This is a genomic window from Clostridium sp. TF06-15AC (assembly GCF_003481165.1).
GTDB classification, from domain to species: Bacteria; Bacillota; Clostridia; order Lachnospirales; family Lachnospiraceae; genus Otoolea; species Otoolea fessa.
On the sequence record NZ_QUKS01000001.1, the window covers coordinates 236,307 to 258,473 of the forward strand.

The window sequence follows — 22,167 nt, forward strand, 5'->3', positions numbered from 1 at the left end:
TTACAATCCCCCGTCAAGATCCAATGGCCGGTTTGTCATGTAAGCCGGCACCGATCTGTTATCCTTTATTATCGTTTCTATTCTGAGAACCGCCGCAAGGGTTCCAAGACGTTCCCGTATTTCAAGCGGAATGATTCCGTCAGGTGCCTCCTGTCCTTCCAGGAATTTAATAATGGCCGTTCCCAGTTCCCTCAGAATGTCTTTCCGCACCCTTCTGATTCTTCTGCATGCCTCGAAATACTCAGCCGCATGATCGAACATGTCCGTGTCATTCGTCAAAAGGGCAATCTGTTCCAAGGATTCCACTGACTGCGGTGCCACGATATGTGCATCCTCATCAATCCAGTTCATCACGGTGTTTTTCTGAACCCGGACACCGTTCCCTTTCATTTCATCGGCAAGCTGCCTTGGAGAATGACCGGTTTTTTTCATGTGTTCCAGAAGATCGTTCTTCCATCTGCGGGATATTTCATAATCCTTCACGGTTCCGTCGGCTATCCGACCGCCGTCGATCAGTTCCTGTAAAATATAATCGACAATATCCCTCGTATCTTCATCCCGGTTAAGGAAGATCATCCGATCCCCGGTTTTCAGATCATCCGCCTTTTTCTTTTCGGCTTCTCCCTTTTCATCGTTCAGTACGTATGCTTCATAATGTTTGGAAAGCATGGCTCCTTCCCCGTCCTCAAACCGGACAAGCACGGAAACATCCACGGGAGGAACCGTGTTGTTCTCTCCTTCCTGGCGCAAGGCCGCGTCGAACTTTTTCGTGACGATTTCTTCCGTGTAGGATGTAATTTTCTCATCCACATTCTCGATTTCATCCACATCCGTGACGGAAACATTTTCTTCGATTTCATCATTACCGTCATCAGCCGTGCACTGACGTTCATTAAACAGCCGCTCCGTCACGCGGCTCCGTTTCTCCCTTGCGTGGAACATGACGGCTTCCGCCTCGTACAGAAGCACCGTGATTTCCGCAGATGACATGCAGCGAAAAATGTCAAAATGTTTTCCAATCAGATTCCCGACAACCAGAATGCGGTCATATGCATGGGTTCCGTCAAAACGGGCCATCGTCACGATTTCAATGCCGGATGTTTCCGGGTCAAGTTCGGGCAGTACGTAATTCCATATGATGTCGGCATAATACGCCTTCGGAACCACCACGGCAATCCAGTGTCCGTGATTTTCTTGAATATATTCCTTCAGGAAACGGCGTTTTGGTGAATCGTCGTATCCCGCATAGTATGCGGTCTCCAGTGAGTCCGCAATTTTCTCCGCGGCTTGTGTCAGGTTGGCCGGTAATGCCTTCAGTTTTTCTTCCAGTTCTTCCAGGCGAACATGCGGCTGCCCCACTTCCCTGCGGATTTTTTCTTCCTTAACGGCATCCTCCATTTCCCTGACGGAAAACGGTGCCGTCATGAACAGGTTCATGAGAGAATATGCATTGGGAATTATGTACGCTCTTTCATCCTCGTCCAGTTCATCCATTCTGACATATCCGACGGCTTTTTTGAAATCCCGGTATGCCTTCCAGTCCGTTTCACCGTGCAGAATCACCTTATGAATTTCGCGGTCCATCATCGCATCTGCCTGACGTTGCAGTTCGACGGTCAAATCATTTCCGTTTACCGAAGGCAGGGTATGCTCCAGAAGGAAATCCTTCGTGCAGGCAAACACTCCCGCTTCTCCGTATTCCTTTATCAGTTCTTCCGCACAGGACAGATCCATGCCGCCGGACACGACCGAAAAACCGATGGATTCCCTGGTCATGACCTGCCCAAGTTCCGTGATTCCTCTTTCGATCAGGCCGTTCCCGCATACAAACATTCCGAGATACTCATTTCCGTCCGATTCCCATGTCATGTCCAGACCGACGGATATTTTTGACGCGAATTTTATCATTGCTTCGTTCTTCCCGGCATTGCCGCCGTACGGATACTCGTTTCCTTCCGTAAAATACGATGCGGTCACCAGATCCTGAAGACGTATTTTCAGATTTCCCGCCTGCAGAACCAGACCGTCCATGCAGCGGTTTGCCCGCTGACGGTCCATGACGATAATGACGGAAGCATCCGTCACGGAGGGGATGTCCTTTTTATCGCATTCAAGCAGCGTCGCCAGGAATTCTTCCCGGACACGGTTCCCGCGTCGGATTCCGCGCCCGTCATAGCGCTCCGACTGACCGTAATACGGCGTGATGCGTGCCCAGCTTTTTCTTCCTATCCTTGCCGTGCCGCCTCCGTAACGGATACTTACCCGTTCCATACCGTCCTCGTCCGTATTTAGGCCGATAAATTCCGCTCTTTTACGATCATAAAGGACTTTATCCCCCGGTCTGAGATTCCTGATGATGGATTCAACATCCTTTTCATTTCCGGCTATTACGGTCAGGGCCGCCCATGCAACCGCAATTGCGTCAAAACACGGTGAAGCCAGATGCAGCACGATGCTTCCGTTGTTTTCCTCCCTTCCGGCTTCATCAGCCAGAAAATCCATAAACGACTGCAGGAGCAGTTCTCCGGAAATGAGCTGATCCTCAAAATAAACGTCGCATTTTTTCATAATCTTTTTCAGATACTCAACTTCCACCGGACTCCCTCCTTTCGCGTTACATTTCAGCCGAAAATTTTTTCTTTTCCGCCCTCAGTTTATAGCCGTCACTGTCAAATTCCACGCATTTTGCGCGTTCCAGTCTGTGCAGATAATTATAGGCGGTGACGTTGGACTGTCCGAGCGCCGTTCCGATGTCCTCCGCACGAAAACCGTTGCTCAGTCCGATTTCCGAAACAAGCCGACAGCATTTTTCAACCGTCTTCGGCTTCTCATTCTTCAGCAATTTCCGAATATCGTTCTGCACCTTGAGCAGTGCCCCGGGAATTTTATAATGCTCCCTTTCCTCTTCCGAAAATTCCGCTTCCATCCGTGTCACACAGTCTTTTATGAACAGCGCCATCTCCTCAATGAGAGGTATCGAAACGGAATTGCCGAACTGCTTGAATTTCTGCTGATTCGACATTTTTTCCGGGAATGAAAAAGTCTCCTTCCCATTCCCGTCAAGAAACGCATAGCCGATAAATCCCTGAAGGCGTCCCCATTCTTCCGGGGTCATGGTTCGGATGCATTTTTCGTTTATGGGGGTCTTCTTTCCCTTCACATCCGTTCCGGCAATATCGCGACCGTTGACCGGATCATAAATCAGATTTCTTTCCTTGCCGGAACCTCCGGTTGCAAGAATGGTATGCGCAAGCGGTCTTGTAATGGAAGCATCATTGACAACCCGATAACCGAATCCGTTTCCGTTGCTTTTCTGCCTGGCCCGATGCTTTTCCAGCGTTTCCAGAAGACCGGATGAAAGGAAAAATTTCTCCGAAACCTCGGTATCCAGAATGTCCAAAACCGAATGGAATATTTCTTTCCGTCCTTCGGTCGGAGTTTCCTTAGGCAAAACATCCAGATGTTTTCCGAAATAATCTCTGCTGAATGCTACCATGTACACTCTCGGCCGGTTCTGCGGAAGCCCGAAATTCTTCGTGTTTCTTATGAAAGACTTTTTATCAAATGTCAGTTCGCCCTTTTCATCCCTTTCCACACCGATGACATGGTAGTTCAGCTCATTTTCCAGGGTATTTAGGATGATCCTGAAAGTCTCTCCTTTGTTATGACTTACCAGGTTTTCCACGTTTTCCAGAAACACGACCTTCGGCATCGTACGGTCGATGATTTCCGCTATGTCGAAAAATATGGTTCCCTTCGTGACATCACGGAATCCTTTTCGGAGACCGACTTTGCTGAATGCCTGGCACGGAAACCCCGCAAGCAGCACGTCATACTCCGTCCGCGTTACCAGCTCCTTGAATGCTTCATCCGTCACATCGTGTCTGGGATCATCACCGAACAGATGCTGGTACGTCCTGCACGCATATTCATCTTTCTCCGCAGAAAGCACGTTCTCGAAGTCTCCGGCCAGTTCAAATCCCCTCCTGATTCCTCCGATTCCACAGCACAAATCAATTGTTTTCATGATCCCATTCCCTCATTTTCCTCATTTTTCGGGCTTCTTAATCCAAACCGATTCCGCGGTTTTATCCGGCCCGTTTCACTCGCATAAAAAATATTATATTTCCTTTAAGTATATCACAGAATCCGCTTAAAACCGTCATGTATTTCGCAATCTTAGCTAAAATTTCCCATATTTTGCATTTTTATACAAAATATCCGTATCACATCGTACTGACGGATGAATGTGACGGGAGTTTTTTCATGCGGATTTTCAATATAATTATGGGAAGAAAACATGAATTATCAGTTTTGGGCAAAAGAGAAGGACAAGGATTTCTCCCTGTCCTGAATATTCTTTGCTTTATACCGATAAGTCCAGCGGTAAATCGCTGATGTCCTTCAGTCTCTTTCCTTCTATCAATGCGTTCAGCATCTCAATGGAATCCTCAGCCCCGGTATCTTTTACGGCTTTCACCAGTTCATACAGTGCAAAATGGTACATACAGTCAATGTCACCGGTTCCCAATGCCAATGAAGCAAGTCTGCTCGGCAGCGGCTCCCCGGTTACCACCACGATATGAGGCAGATGTCCCTTTCTGTTCCGGATCAGATTCAATGCTTCCGTTCTGCTGTTCTGGGCACGGTCACTTCTCATTGTCCATTTGGCTGAAATGGATGCATGCAGGATCGGCAATCCTCCGTTTTTTGCCCTGATATCCGTCTGCATGGCAACCGAATTATCAACGATCACAACCTGGCTGTTCAGTTCTTCATCCGTAAGCGGTTCCCGATATACAACCACATCCGGCGCAACCATGTAATCGTTTCCCATGCTTGCGGCCAGCTTTGAATCAACAGCCAAAAGCTGTGCCAGATAATCCAAATGCTCATACTGACAGAAACTGCTTGTTTTTATCGCATTTCGGTTTCCCAGTTTCACGATGTGCCATTTCCCCGGGCGGACGTTCTGAAGTTTCGGGAATGTCGCCGCCAGGAATTCCATGTTTATCTGCTCAAACTTGGCTCCCGAAGTTTGTCCCAGGGCTTTTTCATGTACCTCAGCCATAAGCTGATCCGCGATTCCCTTTGCAATCTCCTTCGACAGCCTGGATGAGGAATCCGCATTGCTCGGAATCCCGTTTTTGTCAACCGTCAGCACGCCGCCGTCAAGCAGCATCCGATGATAGTGTTTTCTTTCCTCAGTCAGTAACGCTTCCACCTTCCAATATCCTCCTTATCTCTTCTCCGACCGCCTGAGCCACCGGCGGCGGGAATGCATTTCCGATCATGCGGCATGCATGTGTCTTTTTGCTTCCGAAATCCCAGGTATCCGGAAAACCCTGGATTCTCGCGATCATCCGCGGAGTGAGTCTCGGCATCCCTTCAAAATCCTTTGCCGGTGCCTCATTCGCCACGCCGAGTCCATCAACACCGAGCGCTTCCCACGCCTTTCTTGCCCTGACCGGCCCCAGATCCGGACCTCCGTGTTTCTTTGAACCGCCAACAATCGTCGGAGCAATGCTGTTTGCTTCCTTTGCCCATTTTGCGGCACCCTGCCAGCCATTTGCTTTCATAAGATCCAACAGTGTTTCTCCGACCGTTTTGGCATTTTCCGGATGTTCCTCCGGGTAATGGAATTCCCCGTTTTCATTGTTTCTGATTCCGACAATGATAACTCTCGGACGAAGCTGCGGCACACCGTAATCACTGGCATTCAGTAATTTTATCTGTACTCTGTATCCCAGATCCGCAATCCGCTGCAGGATGGATGTTCTGTATTCGGTAAACTTTGGATCAAGCAGTCCGCGGACATTTTCAAGCATAACGGCACGCGGCTGGATTTCACCGATCAGTCGAATTGCTTCCGGGAACAGGTCACGCTCATCTTCGCTTCCCAGCTGTTTCCCTGCCTGGGAAAAAGGCGGACACGGAACTCCACCGGCCAACAGATCTATTTTCCCCTGATACGGTATTCCGGAAAACTCCCGGACATCCCTACAGATCACGTTCCATTCCGGACGGTTTCGCTTCAAGGCGGCACAATAGTCCGCTTCATATTCCACCAATGCCACATGAACGAACCCGGCCATTGCAAGCCCCAGCGCCTGTCCTCCGGCACCGGCACATATTTCCAAACTTGTAAGCATATATCGTAACCTCATCCTTATGTATTTCTCTTTACGTGAGTTACAATTATATCATACGGCAATGCTTTTATCCAGTCGTTTCGGCTTATATTCGCAACCGTATTGGGGAATCCGCTTTATAATTGAAAAAAAAGCACGCCGAAGAAATTCCCGGTATGCTGATTCTGTTTGCCTTTATTTATGCTCCGTGAACCGAATCACGTCATTCGGCGTACAATCCAGATAGGTGCAGATGCGTTCCAATGTAATCAACGTAATGTTCATGTTTTTCTTCAAACGATTAAGCGTATGATTGTCGAGGATCTTATCCTGCAGCATCATATATTGTGTTATTCCACGCTTGCGCATTGTGTCCCACAACGGGCTGTAATCAACCATGATAGGTCCTCCTCCTGCGAACAATCATAGCTGATTTTTGTGCAAATCAATATTGTGCATATATCTACAATGTGCTATGCTGTTCAGACAGGAGGTATAAATATATGCAGGAATTTGATTTTACAAACAGGGATGGAGCCAACGAGTTATCCGAGATGACCGAGCATCTTTCACAAGATGAAGCCGCCGCTGCCATTGCGGCAATTCATGCAACAAGAGATGAAAAGAAAAATACTGAGGCGGAAGACTTCAAAAACTGGTTTGATGCGGCCTTTCTTCCGATTCTAAAGGATTTTGCCGCCCTTACCGGCTCAAAATTGACAATACAGCAGGATTCATTTCATGACATTACCGCCACTTTGGCCAGCCGATGCGGTTTTGATATCACTGCAACTCAAAAAAGAATGCATATGGTTGTAGCGGCTGCCGATCATATTTCAGTGAATAAGTGGTCTGACTCTGATCAGGTAGAATTCACGCGTATCTTTGGTCTGCCAGAAATTGAAAAATAAAAAAGCGATTTTTTTCTTAATTATACATTCTACTATACACAATAGAGCTAATGTAAGAATGCAAAATTTCTGCATTAGCTCTGTTTCTATGATATAATGTTTGAAACAAATATGTCGAAATTTGAAATACGTTAAATCAGACTTGTATGGATAGCTCAAGAATGATTGAACATATTGCAATATTTGTAATATAACTTCACTTTAAGATCATTATGACATATTGCAAAAACTTCCCTAATGTGAGGAAGCAATTTTTTCTTTGGGAGAATTTATAATGATTGATTACACTAAATGGGATGAATACTATGATGGTGGATTTGCCGACGAAGAACCCATAAATAATTTTAATGAAGAGTATGATGAACGATCAGAATTAGAAAAATTGGAATATGGCGGGCAAAAAACCAATGTAACAGCAAAACAAATCATGCAGGAAACAGGTACGACGGCCATATCCGAAAAGTTTTTATATCGAAATGGAGTCGTCATTATTTTACTTGATTATTCAAAAGGTATTTTCGATAAATGGAAAAATGGAAGGATATTGCATTGTCTCGGAGATCGAACGTATACCACCCAACAAAATACAAATGGCCTATCTATAATTGACAGGACGCTTTTTAATGCAGATTCTATTGATAAGATTATAGTTCGTGCGTTTTGGAAAGATGAAACTAAGAAGTATAGACTTGTCAATGGTTTGTTGGTATTAAGTAAAGAGAAACCTTATACTATAGAGGAAAATGGAAAATACAGATGGGTCTTTCCTTTATCTCTAATGTCAAAATACAATTTCCAAATGCCTGAAAAATACTCATATTTCTTAGACATAAAAAGCGTAAAAGAAGCAGCACTAATTAATGCAGATAAGGAAGACGGAGTCCGTCTGACAACGTTAAATAAACTTGCCCGTTTTTCCTCCAGCAAAAACGACATCCATTATAAACGAACTCCTCAAAAAAAGATTAAATACACAAGTGTACAGGAAAAAATTGAGAGGAGCAGCAAAATAGCTGAAAATGCACTGATTCTTGCCGATTTTAAATGTGAAATAAATAATGACCACTTTACCTTCATCAGAAAAAATCAAAATGTGCCATATACAGAGGCACATCATTTGGTTCCGTTGGCATACTCAGATTTGTTTAATTATTCCTTAGATGTTGAGGAAAATATAATTTCACTATGCAGTACATGCCATAACCAAATTCATTATGGAAAAGATTCCGAATCACTCATAAAAAAATTATATGCGAACAGAAAAGAATTATTGAAAGAAGCAGGAATTGTATTATCAGAACAGGAACTATTAGAAATGTATAACAACTCTTAAGATGATATCCTCTTTTGTCAATGAATTCGTGTCATATAAAAGGAGATTTCCTGAACACTTACATAGTGCAAGGGAATCTTTTTTACACCTTTTTTCTTAATATATATTTCCACGAATAATCGAACCTGACGGAAGATAGCATTTTGACCCTAAATACGACGGCAATTTCAAAACGGGCCAATATATTAAACGTGCAGGAAAGATTAAAAGATCCGATCATTGAAACACGAGTGTAACGAGTGTAAATCAATGAATAAATTTGGCGTGAAACTTAAAATGGATTATAATGAAAATAATATCATAATATGTGTGAAAATGAGAGATGCATCCCTTATTACCATACTATTACTATGAAGTATCTTTTTACAGAATATTCATATACTGTACTGATACTTCTTTAATCAACCATACCCCATTTACCGACAAATAGAACTGATAACCATCTTCCGCCATCTGCTTTGCATTTACCTGGTATACAACCGGCTTCCCGTGCCGACTCCCGACTATTTTGGCAGTCTCATAATCTTTTGACAGATGCACATACAGCCTGGATTTCGGAATCAATCCAATCTTATTGATGGATTCCACATACTTCTCTCCCGTTCCATGCCACAAAACATCCGACGGAGTCTTTTGCTCCAATTCCACATCCACCCGAATGGAATGCCCCTGGTTTGCCCGGATCAGTGTTTTATCCTCATTGAAAGAATACCGCTGCTTGGAATCCGTCCGTACAATTTCTTCCAGCATCTGCATGTCAAATGGTCTGCTCTTCGCTATCCCGGCAATCAGATCTTCCGTACGGGCCCATCCGTGTTCATCCAGTTTCATACCAATGGATTCCGGGTGATGCCGCAAAATAAACGCTATGAATTTTCCGGTATTGTCCTGATGTCTCATATTCTCACTCCCCTTTCCACTGTAATGCCTACTCTTTTGACTGCGCCGCCATCAGTCCTTTCAAATATCCAATATCGAATCCTTCCTTACGCCCCTCTTCCAGAATCTTGCGCGTCATTGACAACATGCAAACACCATCCGGCATTTCCGTATCGCTCAGCCATTTTTCCACCTGGGTAACAGGCAACGCTGCACCAATACTTTCAGCGTCCTCTTTCTGCTTTGTATTTTCAAACTCAATACGCAACATAACGGAAAGAGTCTCGATCACGCCGTCAATGGCATTTTCTCCATCCGCATAACTCCGGTATGCAGACGCTGCCAGATTCGACGCGGTTTTTCCAATGTACTGTGACCACTCGTCATGTGCCGTCCAAAAATGCTCGTGCTCTATAATTTTGTCTGTCTCTTCATCTTCCCTGAATTTTTTACGGCAATCCTTATTCCAGAATCCATAACTGACTTCTTCCTGGCCTTTCCGGAATCCTTTGAGGTAGGCTTCTTTGCGCATAGACTCCAATAATTCTGAAAAATCATTTCCGCTCCGCATCCAATTTTTATCAACTTCAAACAAATAAGATGCCTCATGCTTCGGTCCGCATTTCTTAAACTTCATACCACAATTCCTCCATTACAAAATGCTCTTATTATACGCTCCCATCACCCGCTTAAACACCTTGAAATTCGTATCATCCCGCGGCGGGCAATAGACCGCAAATTCAATGGTTTTAAATGCGTGCAGATAATCCGCCATCGCTTCTTTGGCAGCACGTGCCACCACTTCCGGCTTATTCTGGAACGCTCCGCATCCGAAAGCACCCAGAATCACCACTTCGTCACCGTTCAGTACGGCAACATCCAGAATCCTGGTCAGCCTCTTCTTATGGATTTCCAGGAGTTCCCGGTCACTGACTTTTACCGCCCGGTCACTGTTACCCTGGTTGAACCGGTTACTTGGCGTCTCCCGCAGGTTCGGCGCCGCGCAGGTGATCACATCCACATCATACCAGTCCTTCTCATCCATCAGCCTCGGCGTGTTCGTATCCGTCTTGAATACGGTCACATCCGGCGTATAGATGATATCCGCATTGTTGGTCGGATTCTTTGCATTCCGATGAGGGTAATAGAATCCTTTCATCATTTCCGGTACGCTCAGGCAGAAATACAGGCCGGAACACCGACACAGACATTCCTTCTGTGCGCTGGAACCCCTTGTCACGCCGCCGCCCGGATTTGTGGCAGAGGCAAAGTTATGTACCGCCAACTTCTGCCCCGCATAACCTGCAGCCGCCTCGAAAGTCCGTTTTGCGGATACGATGATCTTCGCTTCATCCGAGAAACGCGTCTTATCCACAGCAGACAGCTCCTCTTCTTCCAGGATGAGTTTCTGGTTTTTCACCGACTGTGCAAGAGCTTCCTTAATCTTTCCGTTTGTCTCGCACAGCCTTTTAGTATCTTCAAAAAACTCTACATTCTCAAAACTGCTCATATGTTTATCATTCCTTTTTCTCTTTGTTAATTTCATATCTAACGCTATGAAAACGGCTGCGGAATTGCTCCCGCAGCCCAGTACCTGACATTGTCTGCCTCACGTGCCATCATCACGAAAATACTCGTTTACCGTATGTAACAGCAAAATCATATCCACCTCTGATACGCATGATGCATCCAGCTCAAATTCATAGACGCTGTTCTTTGTTCTGATTGTCAATGAACCATCTTCCACCTGGATACTTCCGTAGGTTGTATGCAGGTATTTGCCCGGGCAATCGCTTGCCGGACTCGTAAAGAAATAAACCTGATACTTCTCATACCGGCTGTCGGATTTATAGACCATGATAAGCCCTGGCTGATCCATATACGGTATCCGCCAATCATGTATTTCCGACCGCATTTATCTTCTGCTTTACGCAGGATTCCCAATGCTGACTGATCCAAATGCATCTCATCAACTCCTTAATCTTATCACACGGGTATTTCGCCGACCGCTGCAATAAAATCCTGATCCCGGTATCCGACTTCGTCGAATTTCCGCAGCCCGGCTTCCACTTCAAATACGTGACCGCAGCAACAACACTTAAGCTTTCGTGTAACAACAATTCCCGGCTCGCCCAGAAGTAACTCCAAGGATGATTTTCCCTCACTGGCTGCCACATACGCATCCATCTTCGCCTGTTCCTCATCCGTCAGCTGGATATGCCACCAATTATGTTCCTCATGGCACTTGGGACACGGCGGGTTGATTTTATAAAGCCTTCCCATAGTCTGGTCTCCTTTCGATTTTCACTCACCTTGAATTCTTTGCAAATCTTAACATCATTTTCGCTATCTCGTTCTTTGTAATCTCCGAAACCAGAGAGAGAATTTTAATATCTTCCTCTGTTAATTCATCGTGATAAAACACAAGCATTTCTCACAGCGGTATTTGCCGGTGAGAATCTCAGGGACAAGTATTGCAATCCGTGCTTTTTATTGCAAATTCAGTAGATTCATCACCAGTTTCACCATTACTTCTTTTTCTTCTGGATTGGATTCAGCAATCATCAACGTAACGGCCACCAAGGTTCCATCGCTGAGTCGTTTTTCTCCATCTTGGAATAAAGCGTTGTTTTTATCTAGGAATTCAAGAAAAAGTGATGCCGCAATTCTCTTGCAGCCATCCGCATAAGGATGATCCTTGATCATAAAATACAATAGATTTGCGGCTTTTTCTTCTAATGATGGATATGCATCCTTGCCGAATATACTTTGATATACTGCAGCAAGAATTCCCTCAACCTTACCTTTTTCTTTTTCAACTCCAAAGACGTCCGAATGAAACGAATCCTCCATAGCATCGACCATATGACGGCAATCTTCATAAGTGATCCTGTAAATAGGCTGATTTCCTTTTGGCTTCTCCAGTGTCTGGTGATCATACTGATCCAATAATACTAAGGCATCCGTATACAGATTTACAGCTCTTAATATGTCTGCTTCCTCAACATTCAAAGTGCATGCCAGCATCCTGGTCTGGATATCAATTGTTTTCTGTAGAGCAGCTAATCGCTTTTCGTTGATTGCATACCCTTGAATAATGTACTGTTTCAAAACATTGTTCGCCCATCTTCGAAACGCGATACCACGTTTTGAATTTACTCGGTATCCTACAGAAAGAATCATATCCAAATTATATATTTTAGGTTTTCTGCCACCTGTACTTTTGTCGGAAAATCCGACAGAAGTTTCGTCAAGTTCTCCGGAAGACAAAATATTTGATATGTGTTCACTGATTGTGGCATGTTTAACTTCAAAGAGAATTTCCATTTGCTTCTGTGTCAACCAAACTGTTTCCTGTTCCGGACTTATCTGAACTTCTATATTCACTTCGCCGTCTGTAAATAAAACTAACTCATTTTTCATTTCTATTCTTCTCCGAACACTTCCTTTAATACCTTTGGCTTCCCGGTCCTGCGATATTCCTGTTCCACTTCGGCCCGCTCCTCCTGAGTCAGTTCCATCGATAAATCTAGCATCAGGGAAAGACCGTAGATATCCGATTTATCGACCCACGGCACAGCCTGAGAAATCTGAGTAAGTGAGAAGCCGTGAGTGATCATACTCTGGCACACCTGCATATAAATCAGTACATTTTTCTGTCTGGAAACCAGATTTTGCAGATGCAGTTTAATTTCCCAATCATTGACCTCACGGCCATACTTAATCGCTTTCACAATACGAAGCATCGGATGATCGGTCTCGCGGATCTCTTTCACCCATTTCTCACGCTTTTCCTCAAATTCTTCCATGGATATATCCATAAATTTGCCATCCTTAATGTCAGTGATGATATCCGGATACTTCTTGCTTCCCCAGATATCCAGATATGAGCAGCGGGCTTCTACCGGAGTGAACAGCACCTCCAGCAGATACTCCAAATCGGGATCCGAGTCCACTCTTGAACCGAGCCCCAACCCGATATCATAGCTTTCTTTGGAGATCAGTTCTTCCAATGTGTCGTGCAAATCAAACATCTCATGAGTGTCCGGATAAACATAATTTTCCATCATATGAATTTCTCCTTTCTTCCAAAACAACGGTTTTTCTTCCGTCTTCGTTGTTACGGTTTCGTTTTCCAGTTCAATTTTTTCGTTGCAACTATATCATCATCGAATTCGAATTTCCAATTAGCGGTTTCTGCGGATAACGTTTTGAGTCAAATTTTCGCTCAGACGTTCCTGCCTGAAATCATAAAGCGCTTTATCATAATTCCGGTACCGGTATTCCGTTCATTTCAGCATTCGCCAAACCGTTGCCGCCACTATATCATCAAGTTTTTTAAATTGCAAGAGGGTATTTTTCAGATAATCAGATGTTTCAGAAGTAAAAAGAAACTACATATATTTAAGATATAAAGGGAAAAATTGACTTGGCGTCGTCCTTATTTAAGATATAACGGGAAACGTGCTTTCCGGTTTCATACCTCTTATTTAAGATATGGCAGAAAACACGTTTTTCATTTTTAACACTCTTATTTAAGATATAAAGGGAAAAATTTCCTTCATTCTGATCCCTTATTTAAGGTTTAAAGGGAATATTTAAGAAATGAAGGGAAAATAACAAAAATCTATTACAATTCCTCCACATTCTCAACTACTTTTCCATCTCTCCAGATGCGCTCCAGATCATAAAACAGTCTGTCATCGCGGGAGAAAATGTGTACGATCAGATCGCCGTAATCCATCAGGATCCATCCGGCAGTCTGATAGCCCTCGATCTGACGGCATTCATGACCGGCTTTGCCGAGTTCTTCCTCTACATTATCTGCCATTGCCTTTACCTGGCTGGCGTTGCTTCCGTCTGCGATGACAAAGTAATCAGCCAGTACAGATACTCCATGAATATCAATGACGCGAATATCTTCGCCTTTTTTATCTTCCAGCGCCTTTACGGCAAGTTTGGTCAGCTCTTTTGCTTCCACGGGGATTATCCTCCTCATTATTTTATTTAAATCCTGTTAATGTGTCTATTGATGAACATGACGTTCATGATAGTATTCCCAGGTCTGTTCGGTTGTATCATCCTCTGCCGTGCCTGTTTCCTTTAAATAATTGCGAGTGCTGTCCAGAATCTGATACAGCGCTTCGTCCAGATCTTCAAATGCAAGACGGCGGAGCTTCGGCAGATTTGGCGCCTTATCACGGCGCGGTTCGATGTAATCGGCTACGTACAGGATCTTGTCTAACAGGGACATCGCCGGTTTTCCGGTCGTATGGCAGGCGATTGCAGATAAGACCTCTGGATCGGTAATACCATACTTGTGTTCTGCCATCCATGCGCCTAATTTTGCATGAATCACAGCCGGAGCCCGCAGTTCGCCTTCAGTCAGTTCAATGCCATGCTCCTGGCATTTGCAGATGATAGTCGCATCATCATAGCGCTTTGCACAGTCGTGGAGAAGTCCAGCCATCTCCGCCTGATCCAGATTGGCACTGTAACGCATTGCCAGAGCCATGCATGTGTATGAAACACCCAGCGTATGTTCATAGCGCATCGGGTTCAATTTCTTTTTCAAATGCTTCCGTATCTCTGTAATTCTTTCGTCCATTACACATTTACCTCCTGATACAAGCCGTGCTGTTCGATATATTGACAGACTTCCTTCGGCACCAGGGAACGAACGTCTGCTGCGTGTCCTGCCCGGAAAGCCGCGCGGATCTCCGCCGAAGCGACATCCATTTCACGGCAGTGAAGACGCAGAATATGCGCCTGATATTTCTGGTTTAAATAGGAAATCTGCTCATCCAGCGAACGATCCGTCTCCTCATGCTCTCTTGCTGCCGCCAAAAATGTGACGGCTGGAAGAACATATTCGGGATGATACCATTTTTCAATGTCCATAATTGAGTCTGCGCCCGCGATAAAGAAAAATTCAACATCCGGATATTCTTCTTTCAATAAGCGAAGCGTGTCTGCTGTGTAGGTATTTCCGCCGATTCTGCGAAGTTCAAAATCAGACAGCTTAAAATAAGGATACGGCGCGATCGCAGCTGCAGTCATTGCCAAACGGTCCTTTGCCGCTGTGATCGTATGATCCTTTTTATGCGGCGGGATCCTGGAGGGCATATACCAGATGCAGTCAAGATCATATTCTTCATACGCCTGTCTTCCCAACATGATATGTCCATTATGGATCGGGTCAAATGTTCCCCCCATAATACCGATCTTTTTCATCGTCATCCGTATCCTTTCTGTCAGAGATTCATTCGCAGAATGCAGCCCCTTTATTTTGGCAGAACGATCTTACGTTTCTTCTCGTCCTTTGCCTCTTTATAAAGAACAATTTTCTTGCCGATTACCTGTACTACCTGTGCGTGGGTACGCTCAGCCAGAACGGCTGCCAGCTCATTGCCGTCATCGACGCAGTTCTTCAGAATATTCAGTTTAATTAACTCGCGGGCCTCCAGCGCCTCTGCCACAGCAGCGGTCAGTTCTGGCGTCAGGCTGGATTTGCCGATCTGGAAGATCGGATCCATGGTCATCGCGAGACCTTTTAAATAAGCTCTCTGTTTGCTTGTCATAAAATCTATCTCCTGTTAAAATTCAAACTCAGATCCAGTGTGGATTTCTGAGTTTGAAATATTGTAAATGTCAATTATTTATAGTAATCAAATTCAAGACCATACATACGAACTGTATCGCCCTCTTCGATGCCAGCCTCTTCCAGCTCAGCCAGAATACCGCTGTCCTTTAAGAATTTCTGGAAGAACTGGAAGCCCTTCTCAGAATCAAGGTTTGTATAACCAAGCATCTTCTCGATCTTCGGTCCTTCTACCACATAAATACCATCTTCATTGCGTTCCACGGTATACGGAAGATTCTCGCCCTGATACTGGTACTCAAATTCTTTTTCGAAAATAACTGGCTTGCGGTCAACCGTTTTCAGCAGATCATTTACATGGTAAAGGAGCTCTTTTACACCCTGTCCGGTAACTGCAGAAATGGCAAATACCTGGATGCCTTCCGGCTCAAATTCGCGTTTTAAGCGCTCTACCGGGTCTTCCCAGTCCTCTTCTCCGGTATTGTAAATCGAATCTACCTTGTTGGCAGCAATCACCTGCGGACGCTCTAAAAGCGACGGATTATATGCTTTTAACTCCGCATTGATGGTACGGATATCTTCAACCGGATCACGTCCCTCGACGGATGCCGCATCCACAACATGAACGAGAACCTTGGTTCTCTCGATATGGCGCAGGAAATCATGTCCCAGACCGATTCCCTGGGAAGCACCCTCGATAAGCCCCGGAATATCTGCCATGACAAAGCCTTGTCCATCCTGCAGATCAACCACTCCAAGATGCGGGTTCAGCGTCGTGAAATGATAATTGGCAATCTTCGGACGTGCATTGGAAACGCGTGAAAGCAAGGTCGATTTACCGACGTTCGGGAAACCAACCAGACCAACATCTGCGATTACCTTTAATTCCAGCTGTACCCAGAGTTCCTGTGCCGGCTGTCCCGGCTGTGCATATTTCGGAACCTGCATCGTCGAGGTCGCAAAGTGCATATTTCCAAGACCGCCCTTGCCACCTTTTAAAATCACTTCTCGGCGGTTCTCGCCGGACATATCCGCGATTACCTTACCGGATTCAAAATCCTTGATAACGGTTCCTTCTGGAACCTTGACAATCAGATCCTCGCCGTCTGCTCCGTGACAGCGGCGCTTTCCGCCCTGCTCTCCGTCGCCAGCCACATATTTGCGGACATGACGGAAATCGGTCAGGGTATTCAGTCCGTCGTCCACTTCAAAAATGACATCGCCGCCGCGACCGCCATCGCCGCCGTCCGGACCGCCAGCAGCTACGAAAAGTTCCCGGCGGAAGCTGACATGACCATCACCGCCTTTTCCGGATCTGATATAAATTTTTGCACTGTCGGCAAACATAAATACCTCCTTCTGATCTGAAAAAAGCTCCATACAATCCGTATGGAGCTTCTTTATAATTATTCGTTAATTGTTCTCGGGTAAACAGAAACCTGCTTTTTGTCTCTGCCCTTTCTTTCAAACTTTACGACGCCGTCAACCATAGCGAATAATGTATCATCTCCACCGCGTCCTACGTTCACACCTGGATGAATCTTGGTTCCGCGCTGTCTGTAAAGAATGTTGCCAGCTAATACGAACTGTCCGTCTGCTCTCTTCGCACCAAGTCTCTTGGACTCAGAATCACGACCGTTCTTTGTGGAACCAACACCTTTTTTATGAGCGAATAACTGAAGGTTCATTTTAAACATGCGTTACACCTCCCTGAATCGAATTTTAATGTATTTATCTCCATAACTCTCCGCGATATCGGTAAGTCCAAGTATCAGCGAATCCATCAGGAGTTTTGATTCCGCACTTACAGTACCGGTAAAATGAAAAATAAACTGACCTGTCTTTTCATCCATACTGCCCTTAAAACCGTCATCGGTAAATTTCTCCACCGAATTAGCCATATTGACAGTCAGAACGGATACAGCCGCACAGACAATATCTTTGCCGTACTCATCATATCCAGCATGTCCCTTTACTTCCACTCCCGTGGTACATCCTTTGGAATCGGAGTATACGTCTACTTGAATCATTTCAATTAAGCGTTGATCTTTTCGATCTTAACTTCTGTAAAGAGCTGTCTGTGACCATTTTTCTTATGGTAGCCAGTTTTTCTCTTATACCTGTAAACGATAACTTTTTTGCCTTTGCCTTCTTTAACAACTGTTGCGGATACAGTAGCACCCTCTACAGTCGGGCATCCGATCTTCATCTCACCGTTGTTAACAGCCAGAACCTGATCGAAAGTAACAGCTTCACCTGCAGCAGCACCGAGTCTCTCAACTTTGATTACATCGCCCTCGGCAACCTTATACTGCTTACCACCTGTTGCAATAATCGCGTACATCTGATGGCACCTCCTATTATCATTACTCGCCAGCTATGGCGGCTTGCGCACTTTTAGCCTCGCTGTGCGGCACACTTAGATATTCTAGCATCGGAATATGGATCTGTCAATGGTTTTTTCTTGAATTTGGGAGAAAATTTCAAACCAGTGTTACGGATAAAGCTGCTTTTTCCAAGTCCTCATAAGTACCACCAAATTGTTCAAGGGCTTGTTTCTTTGTTAGTATGCCTTTTTCAATCAGATTTAAAAGTATTTTAGCCTCACCCTTTGCCTCACCAACCTTCTCCCCTTCTGCAAACTCCGCCTTCCGTATCAGCTCCGTTTCCCGTTTTTCATCATACTCAAAAATACACACCTCTATCGCCTCCGCTCGATTCTTCCTCAGAAACTCTGCCAATATATTTTCATCGATACATTCCGTCACAGCCTTTTCAGCTGCCTGATTGATATCTTTGTATTCAATCGCATACTGCCGTATTTTATGAACCAACAGCATATACTCTTTCAACAATCGGCAGGTTTCCAGGATCTCCAGATTTTTATCCAGATTGATATTTAAAACCTTCACAAGCAATTCCAGCTCAGGATGTTCTGTCTTCTGCATGAACGAATGTGACAATTTAAGCAGACCCTCCGCCTCCCGCTCTTTTTCTCCATTGTAGAATACTACAAAATGCGGTGTCGGCAGTTCCACCAATGCCGATGCGTACAAGGTCTGGTTCCGGACCAGCATCTGGTACTCTTTCGCCACATAGAACAGAAAACGCAGTGGCATATTCGGATTCCATGTCGATTGATGTTCATATAAGTTTAACTGCATATCCAGCAAAAATGCCTGATCGTTTTTCATATTCATATATACAGCATTTTTCAGCGTCACAATCTCCAATTCTTTCGGATCTGTATAATGCGAATGATTCACTGCATTGTACAGACTCAGCAGATTCTCCCTTGTGCTGAACAGCATCCGGAACAGCGTGTCCTTGTGATTTCTCCGCACCCTCATTAAATTCCCCATAATTCTCCCCTTTCTGACAGGAGAATCTGGCTTTTCTGAGAATCTCCTGCTCTTTCATATTGCCAAGTTGGATAAGCATAAGATTTCTCAGATTAATAATTAGAATATAAGATTGCTTGAATTGCAGATAAAGAAATATATATGCTTGATGAGTTAAATGTAACATATCTGGTTCGGATATGCAAGTAAGAATTTTGCAACTATTTATTCTGTAAATACGCACAAACATATAACGGGTGTATTTCCTGTATGTGAAATGATACATACAATATGGCTAAAAGAGATTCTATATATTTGTGCAAAAATAAGGAAATATTTTTCAAAAACCATATTATGCATAAACATATTTGTATACACTTGAAGATTTTAAACCTGGTAGCGGGGGAAGGGGAAAATAGCAACTATCTTTAAGCCAGTTCCATTAAATGATTGATATAAAATTTCATCTAAAAAAACATAATCTAGTTCGTTATCAATGTCTGCAACAAAAAAATGTTCCTGGTTGATGGGTATTTCTGTCGCTGCTCTGGTTAGTGGCTGCTCCGTTGCCTCTGCTGCGGATACATTGTTTATAGGCTGCATATTGGATGACGCTTTTTGTGACAATGTTTCATTTGCGCTGACGCTTCTATTTTTACTGGTATGACTGGTAATAAGGTACATGAGAGTGAATCCACCAAAACAAATCATAAACGACTGCCATCTGAAAAAGTTTACATGAAAATTCCGATTAAAAAATAGATTCAAACACATCCCGGCAAACGCACCACCCAGACCAAACAGAAATGCTTTGTTTGAGAGCGAAAAATCAAGCGGAATTGCATCCGTTTTTTTCGTTAGCTTTTTAGCACAAAAATATCCGATTCCATAGAAGCCTAAAAAATATAAAATATCCAGTATGAAGCTCATCCTGTTTCCATAATAAATTTTATAATAGAAATAATGAAATGGATTCCATTTAACAGAAAAATTGATATTGACTTACCAGTTCATGAAAGTAAACAGGAAATTTGCACTATATAAGGGCAATTTGCCTGTTTAAAGGATTGTCTTTATTTCATAATCACTCTACACTGCTTTTTATGACAGCAAACTTTTTCCCAATCTCCACCAGAACCCTGGACGTCTTCTCCAATGACGCCACCGGAATAAATTCATATTTTCCATGATAGTTATACCCGCCGGTGCAGAGGTTCGGGCACGGGAGCCCCATGTAGGAGAGGCGGGCGCCGTCGGTGCCGCCGCGGATCGGAACGGCCTCCGGCTCGATGCCGCAGGCTGTCATCGCCTCTTTGGCGGTATCGATCAGGTACATGTACGGCTCAATTTTTTCTTTCATGTTGTAGTAGCTGTCCGTTACTTCGGCGATCACGGTGCCCTTACCGTATTTGCGGTTCAGAAAATCGGCGGCTTCGGCGAAAAATTTCTTTTTCTGTTCAAATTTTTCATGGTCGTGATCGCGGATGATATAATTTAACTGCGCCTCTTCTACATTTCCGCTCATTTCATCCAGGTGATAGAATCCCTCGTAACCTTCTGTGTACATCGGATTTTCGAAGACCGGCAGCAGGCTCTGAAATTCCATGCCAATGAGAAGGGCATTTTTCATCTTGAGCTTCGCATCTCCCGGATGGATGCTGGCTCCCTGAATCCGGACTTTGCCGGAAGCGGCATTGAAATTTTCATATTCGATCTCGCCGATCGGACCGCCGTCCACCGTATAAGCAACCGCTGCACCGAAGTCTTTCACATCGAAACGATCTGCGCCGCGTCCGATCTCCTCGTCCGGCGTAAATCCAATGCAGATCTCGCCGTGCGGGATCTCCGGGTGGCTCAGGAAATATTCTGCCATCGTCATGATCTCCGCCACGCCTGCCTTATCGTCGGCGCCCAGAAGCGTGGTTCCGTCGGTTACGATCAGATCCTGACCTTTTAAGTCGGCTAAAAACGGAAATTCTGAAACTTTCATGACAATTTGTTTTTCTGCATTTAATACGATATCTTTGCCGTCATATGCCTGGACGATGCGCGGCTTTACGTTTGTTCCGGTTAAGGACGGCGCGGTGTCCATGTGGGAAATGAAGCCAAGTGCCGGGATGGTGTTTTTTTGTCCAACGCCGGATGCACCGTGAGCAGACGCAGTGCTGAAAGAAGCTTCCGCTTCTTGCGGTGCAGAGGTACTGCCTGTATTATCCGGAATGCGTGCAAACAAGTATCCGTACTCGCTCATCCGCACATCGGATGCACCCATTTCTTCCAGCTCGCGTTTCAGCTCATTGGCTAACAGAAGCTGTTTTTCCGTGCTCGGGCAGGTGTCATATGCCTCGTCTGACTGCGTATCATATGATACATATTTCAAAAAACGTTCTACGGCTGTTGTCATGAAAAATCATCCTCTCTTTCTCCTAAATCCCGGCTCAGCGGTTCCAGATAATGGACTAATATATCCCGGTGGCTTTTGATGCGCCACGTTTTATCCATTTCCTCATATGTAAAACTCTTCCGTCCGCCCTGCTGCATCCGCTCCCAGTATGCGTCCAGATGGAAAAATGGCAGGTAGTAAAGTTCATCCCTCTGTGAAAAATATATAATTAAGAAAGCAATCCCGCCCTGCTCTTCAAATTCCCGCATAAATGCGACCTGATGCGGATGGACGTTCTGCAGTGGAAATGTATCTGCCGCGCATTCTTTCGCATCAAAGCAGACCGGGACGCCCTGAATCGCGCCGATGTAATCGACGGTACTCTTCTGGTCGAAATACGCCAGCGTGATATGGCGGCTGGTTTTATCGATCGAGACGGGCGTGATCGGCGTCGGGATTTTCTGGATCAATGCCAGCTTTTTCTCACGGTAAAGATCGTTTGTGTGGTTTATCATATCCTCCAGGGTTGAACCACGAAGTCCCCGGCTGTTCCAAGTCCCCATGTTGTTGCTCCTCCACTTATTTTTT

26 protein-coding genes are annotated in these 22,167 nt (G+C 44.8%); 2 read left to right on the forward strand and 24 right to left on the reverse strand.

The window, feature by feature from the left end:
- The 5 genes from DXC57_RS01090 to DXC57_RS01110 all read right to left on the reverse strand — a co-directional run bounded on the left by DXC57_RS01090 (position 1) and on the right by DXC57_RS01110 (position 6,530).
- Positions 1-2,595, reverse strand: a complete 2,595-nt coding sequence (locus DXC57_RS01090; protein ID WP_118650777.1) for a DrmE family protein — start codon at positions 2,593-2,595, stop codon at positions 1-3.
- Between the two features lie 19 nt (positions 2,596-2,614).
- A complete protein-coding gene (gene dcm / locus DXC57_RS01095; protein ID WP_118650779.1) occupies positions 2,615-4,027 on the reverse strand; it encodes a DNA (cytosine-5-)-methyltransferase in 1,413 nt (470 codons plus the stop codon).
- Positions 4,028-4,366: 339 nt separating this feature from the next.
- The gene (locus tag DXC57_RS01100; protein WP_118650781.1) at positions 4,367-5,224 is read right to left on the reverse strand and encodes an NgoMIV family type II restriction endonuclease; all 858 of its coding nucleotides are present in this window, start codon (positions 5,222-5,224) and stop codon (positions 4,367-4,369) included.
- Positions 5,205-6,152 carry a DNA cytosine methyltransferase gene (locus DXC57_RS01105; RefSeq protein WP_118650783.1) on the reverse strand — a complete coding sequence of 316 codons (948 nt, stop codon included), beginning with the start codon at positions 6,150-6,152 and terminating at the stop codon, positions 5,205-5,207. The genes DXC57_RS01100 and DXC57_RS01105 overlap by 20 nt, the downstream gene beginning before the upstream one ends.
- A gap of 174 nt (positions 6,153-6,326) precedes the next feature.
- Positions 6,327-6,530: a helix-turn-helix domain-containing protein gene (locus tag DXC57_RS01110; RefSeq protein WP_118650785.1), complete on the reverse strand. Its 204-nt coding sequence runs from the start codon at positions 6,528-6,530 to the stop codon at positions 6,327-6,329.
- A 104-nt stretch (positions 6,531-6,634) separates the two neighbouring features.
- On the opposite strand from DXC57_RS01110, the gene DXC57_RS01115 reads away from it, so the two are divergent.
- Together DXC57_RS01115 and DXC57_RS01120 are read left to right on the forward strand one after the other, a co-directional pair.
- Positions 6,635-7,042, forward strand: coding sequence for a hypothetical protein (locus DXC57_RS01115; protein WP_118650787.1), 408 nt, complete (start codon positions 6,635-6,637; stop codon positions 7,040-7,042).
- Positions 7,043-7,316: 274 nt separating this feature from the next.
- The gene (locus tag DXC57_RS01120; RefSeq protein ID WP_118650789.1) at positions 7,317-8,375 is read left to right on the forward strand and encodes an HNH endonuclease; all 1,059 of its coding nucleotides are present in this window, start codon (positions 7,317-7,319) and stop codon (positions 8,373-8,375) included.
- Positions 8,376-8,738: 363 nt separating this feature from the next.
- Here the strand turns inward: DXC57_RS01120 and DXC57_RS01125 are convergent, their stop codons facing one another.
- From DXC57_RS01125 to DXC57_RS01215, 19 genes are all read right to left on the reverse strand, one after another.
- The gene (locus tag DXC57_RS01125) at positions 8,739-9,275 is read right to left on the reverse strand and encodes an RNA 2'-phosphotransferase (protein ID WP_118650791.1); all 537 of its coding nucleotides are present in this window, start codon (positions 9,273-9,275) and stop codon (positions 8,739-8,741) included.
- 28 nt (positions 9,276-9,303) lie between these two features.
- Entirely contained in the window at positions 9,304-9,891 is a 588-nt protein-coding gene (locus DXC57_RS01130) for a hypothetical protein (RefSeq protein ID WP_118650793.1), read from the reverse strand.
- Positions 9,892-9,906: 15 nt separating this feature from the next.
- Entirely contained in the window at positions 9,907-10,764 is an 858-nt protein-coding gene (locus tag DXC57_RS01135) for a TIGR02452 family protein (RefSeq protein ID WP_118650795.1), read from the reverse strand.
- 99 nt (positions 10,765-10,863) lie between these two features.
- Positions 10,864-11,133 carry a hypothetical protein gene (locus DXC57_RS01140; RefSeq protein ID WP_147354065.1) on the reverse strand — a complete coding sequence of 90 codons (270 nt, stop codon included), beginning with the start codon at positions 11,131-11,133 and terminating at the stop codon, positions 10,864-10,866.
- A 107-nt stretch (positions 11,134-11,240) separates the two neighbouring features.
- Positions 11,241-11,537: a hypothetical protein gene (locus DXC57_RS01145; RefSeq protein WP_118534202.1), complete on the reverse strand. Its 297-nt coding sequence runs from the start codon at positions 11,535-11,537 to the stop codon at positions 11,241-11,243.
- A gap of 207 nt (positions 11,538-11,744) precedes the next feature.
- Positions 11,745-12,677, reverse strand: coding sequence for a RhuM family protein (gene rhuM, locus DXC57_RS01150; RefSeq protein ID WP_118650799.1), 933 nt, complete (start codon positions 12,675-12,677; stop codon positions 11,745-11,747).
- A gap of 2 nt (positions 12,678-12,679) precedes the next feature.
- Complete coding sequence (locus tag DXC57_RS01155) at positions 12,680-13,324, reverse strand: hypothetical protein (protein ID WP_118650801.1); 645 nt, start codon at positions 13,322-13,324, stop codon at positions 12,680-12,682.
- Positions 13,325-13,884: 560 nt separating this feature from the next.
- Positions 13,885-14,253: a ribosome silencing factor gene (gene rsfS / locus DXC57_RS01160; protein ID WP_106999903.1), complete on the reverse strand. Its 369-nt coding sequence runs from the start codon at positions 14,251-14,253 to the stop codon at positions 13,885-13,887.
- A gap of 27 nt (positions 14,254-14,280) precedes the next feature.
- Positions 14,281-14,862 carry a bis(5'-nucleosyl)-tetraphosphatase (symmetrical) YqeK gene (gene yqeK / locus DXC57_RS01165; protein WP_022359429.1) on the reverse strand — a complete coding sequence of 194 codons (582 nt, stop codon included), beginning with the start codon at positions 14,860-14,862 and terminating at the stop codon, positions 14,281-14,283.
- Positions 14,862-15,494, reverse strand: a complete 633-nt coding sequence (gene nadD, locus DXC57_RS01170) for a nicotinate-nucleotide adenylyltransferase (RefSeq protein ID WP_347501643.1) — start codon at positions 15,492-15,494, stop codon at positions 14,862-14,864. Before nadD ends, yqeK begins: the two co-directional genes overlap by 1 nt.
- Positions 15,495-15,538: 44 nt before the next feature.
- On the reverse strand, positions 15,539-15,835 hold the full coding sequence (yhbY, locus tag DXC57_RS01175; protein WP_022359431.1) for a ribosome assembly RNA-binding protein YhbY: 297 nt from the start codon (positions 15,833-15,835) through the stop codon (positions 15,539-15,541).
- A gap of 74 nt (positions 15,836-15,909) precedes the next feature.
- Positions 15,910-17,202, reverse strand: coding sequence for a GTPase ObgE (gene obgE, locus DXC57_RS01180; RefSeq protein WP_106999904.1), 1,293 nt, complete (start codon positions 17,200-17,202; stop codon positions 15,910-15,912).
- 59 nt (positions 17,203-17,261) lie between these two features.
- Complete coding sequence (gene rpmA, locus DXC57_RS01185) at positions 17,262-17,552, reverse strand: 50S ribosomal protein L27 (protein WP_022359433.1); 291 nt, start codon at positions 17,550-17,552, stop codon at positions 17,262-17,264.
- Positions 17,553-17,555: 3 nt separating this feature from the next.
- The gene (locus DXC57_RS01190; protein WP_118650803.1) at positions 17,556-17,885 is read right to left on the reverse strand and encodes a ribosomal-processing cysteine protease Prp; all 330 of its coding nucleotides are present in this window, start codon (positions 17,883-17,885) and stop codon (positions 17,556-17,558) included.
- A 5-nt stretch (positions 17,886-17,890) separates the two neighbouring features.
- A complete protein-coding gene (rplU, locus tag DXC57_RS01195; RefSeq protein WP_118650805.1) occupies positions 17,891-18,199 on the reverse strand; it encodes a 50S ribosomal protein L21 in 309 nt (102 codons plus the stop codon).
- Between the two features lie 139 nt (positions 18,200-18,338).
- Positions 18,339-19,217: a transposase gene (locus tag DXC57_RS01200; RefSeq protein WP_118650807.1), complete on the reverse strand. Its 879-nt coding sequence runs from the start codon at positions 19,215-19,217 to the stop codon at positions 18,339-18,341.
- A 366-nt stretch (positions 19,218-19,583) separates the two neighbouring features.
- Positions 19,584-20,126 carry a hypothetical protein gene (locus DXC57_RS01205; RefSeq protein WP_118650809.1) on the reverse strand — a complete coding sequence of 181 codons (543 nt, stop codon included), beginning with the start codon at positions 20,124-20,126 and terminating at the stop codon, positions 19,584-19,586.
- 154 nt (positions 20,127-20,280) lie between these two features.
- A complete protein-coding gene (gene pepT / locus DXC57_RS01210; protein WP_118650811.1) occupies positions 20,281-21,600 on the reverse strand; it encodes a peptidase T in 1,320 nt (439 codons plus the stop codon).
- Positions 21,597-22,142, reverse strand: coding sequence for a Holliday junction resolvase RecU (locus tag DXC57_RS01215; protein ID WP_022358599.1), 546 nt, complete (start codon positions 22,140-22,142; stop codon positions 21,597-21,599). The genes pepT and DXC57_RS01215 overlap by 4 nt, the downstream gene beginning before the upstream one ends.
- Between the last annotated feature and the right edge of the window lie 25 nt (positions 22,143-22,167).

Excerpts from the sequence above, each read along its gene's own strand:
- DXC57_RS01140 (WP_147354065.1), bottom strand. The coding sequence starts at position 11,133 with ATGGATCAGCCAGGGCTTATCATGGTCTATAAATCCGACAGCCGGTAT.
- DXC57_RS01125 (WP_118650791.1), bottom strand. The coding sequence starts at position 9,275 with ATGAGACATCAGGACAATACCGGAAAATTCATAGCGTTTATTTTGCGG.
- DXC57_RS01155 (WP_118650801.1), bottom strand. The coding sequence starts at position 13,324 with ATGATGGAAAATTATGTTTATCCGGACACTCATGAGATGTTTGATTTG.
- DXC57_RS01130 (WP_118650793.1), bottom strand. The coding sequence starts at position 9,891 with ATGAAGTTTAAGAAATGCGGACCGAAGCATGAGGCATCTTATTTGTTT.
- nadD (WP_347501643.1), bottom strand. The coding sequence starts at position 15,494 with ATGACGATGAAAAAGATCGGTATTATGGGGGGAACATTTGACCCGATC.
- dcm (WP_118650779.1), bottom strand. The coding sequence starts at position 4,027 with ATGAAAACAATTGATTTGTGCTGTGGAATCGGAGGAATCAGGAGGGGA.
- DXC57_RS01215 (WP_022358599.1), bottom strand. The coding sequence starts at position 22,142 with ATGGGGACTTGGAACAGCCGGGGACTTCGTGGTTCAACCCTGGAGGAT.
- DXC57_RS01105 (WP_118650783.1), bottom strand. The coding sequence starts at position 6,152 with ATGCTTACAAGTTTGGAAATATGTGCCGGTGCCGGAGGACAGGCGCTG.
- DXC57_RS01135 (WP_118650795.1), bottom strand. The coding sequence starts at position 10,764 with ATGAGCAGTTTTGAGAATGTAGAGTTTTTTGAAGATACTAAAAGGCTG.
- DXC57_RS01145 (WP_118534202.1), bottom strand. The coding sequence starts at position 11,537 with ATGGGAAGGCTTTATAAAATCAACCCGCCGTGTCCCAAGTGCCATGAG.
- yhbY (WP_022359431.1), bottom strand. The coding sequence starts at position 15,835 with ATGACAAGCAAACAGAGAGCTTATTTAAAAGGTCTCGCGATGACCATG.
- rhuM (WP_118650799.1), bottom strand. The coding sequence starts at position 12,677 with ATGAAAAATGAGTTAGTTTTATTTACAGACGGCGAAGTGAATATAGAA.
- DXC57_RS01110 (WP_118650785.1), bottom strand. The coding sequence starts at position 6,530 with ATGGTTGATTACAGCCCGTTGTGGGACACAATGCGCAAGCGTGGAATA.
- obgE (WP_106999904.1), bottom strand. The coding sequence starts at position 17,202 with ATGTTTGCCGACAGTGCAAAAATTTATATCAGATCCGGAAAAGGCGGT.
- yqeK (WP_022359429.1), bottom strand. The coding sequence starts at position 14,862 with ATGGACGAAAGAATTACAGAGATACGGAAGCATTTGAAAAAGAAATTG.
- DXC57_RS01200 (WP_118650807.1), bottom strand. The coding sequence starts at position 19,217 with ATGGGGAATTTAATGAGGGTGCGGAGAAATCACAAGGACACGCTGTTC.
- rsfS (WP_106999903.1), bottom strand. The coding sequence starts at position 14,253 with ATGAGGAGGATAATCCCCGTGGAAGCAAAAGAGCTGACCAAACTTGCC.
- rpmA (WP_022359433.1), bottom strand. The coding sequence starts at position 17,552 with ATGTTTAAAATGAACCTTCAGTTATTCGCTCATAAAAAAGGTGTTGGT.
- pepT (WP_118650811.1), bottom strand. The coding sequence starts at position 21,600 with ATGACAACAGCCGTAGAACGTTTTTTGAAATATGTATCATATGATACG.
- DXC57_RS01115 (WP_118650787.1), top strand. The coding sequence starts at position 6,635 with ATGCAGGAATTTGATTTTACAAACAGGGATGGAGCCAACGAGTTATCC.
- rplU (WP_118650805.1), bottom strand. The coding sequence starts at position 18,199 with ATGTACGCGATTATTGCAACAGGTGGTAAGCAGTATAAGGTTGCCGAG.
- DXC57_RS01120 (WP_118650789.1), top strand. The coding sequence starts at position 7,317 with ATGATTGATTACACTAAATGGGATGAATACTATGATGGTGGATTTGCC.
- DXC57_RS01205 (WP_118650809.1), bottom strand. The coding sequence starts at position 20,126 with ATGAGCTTCATACTGGATATTTTATATTTTTTAGGCTTCTATGGAATC.
- DXC57_RS01190 (WP_118650803.1), bottom strand. The coding sequence starts at position 17,885 with ATGATTCAAGTAGACGTATACTCCGATTCCAAAGGATGTACCACGGGA.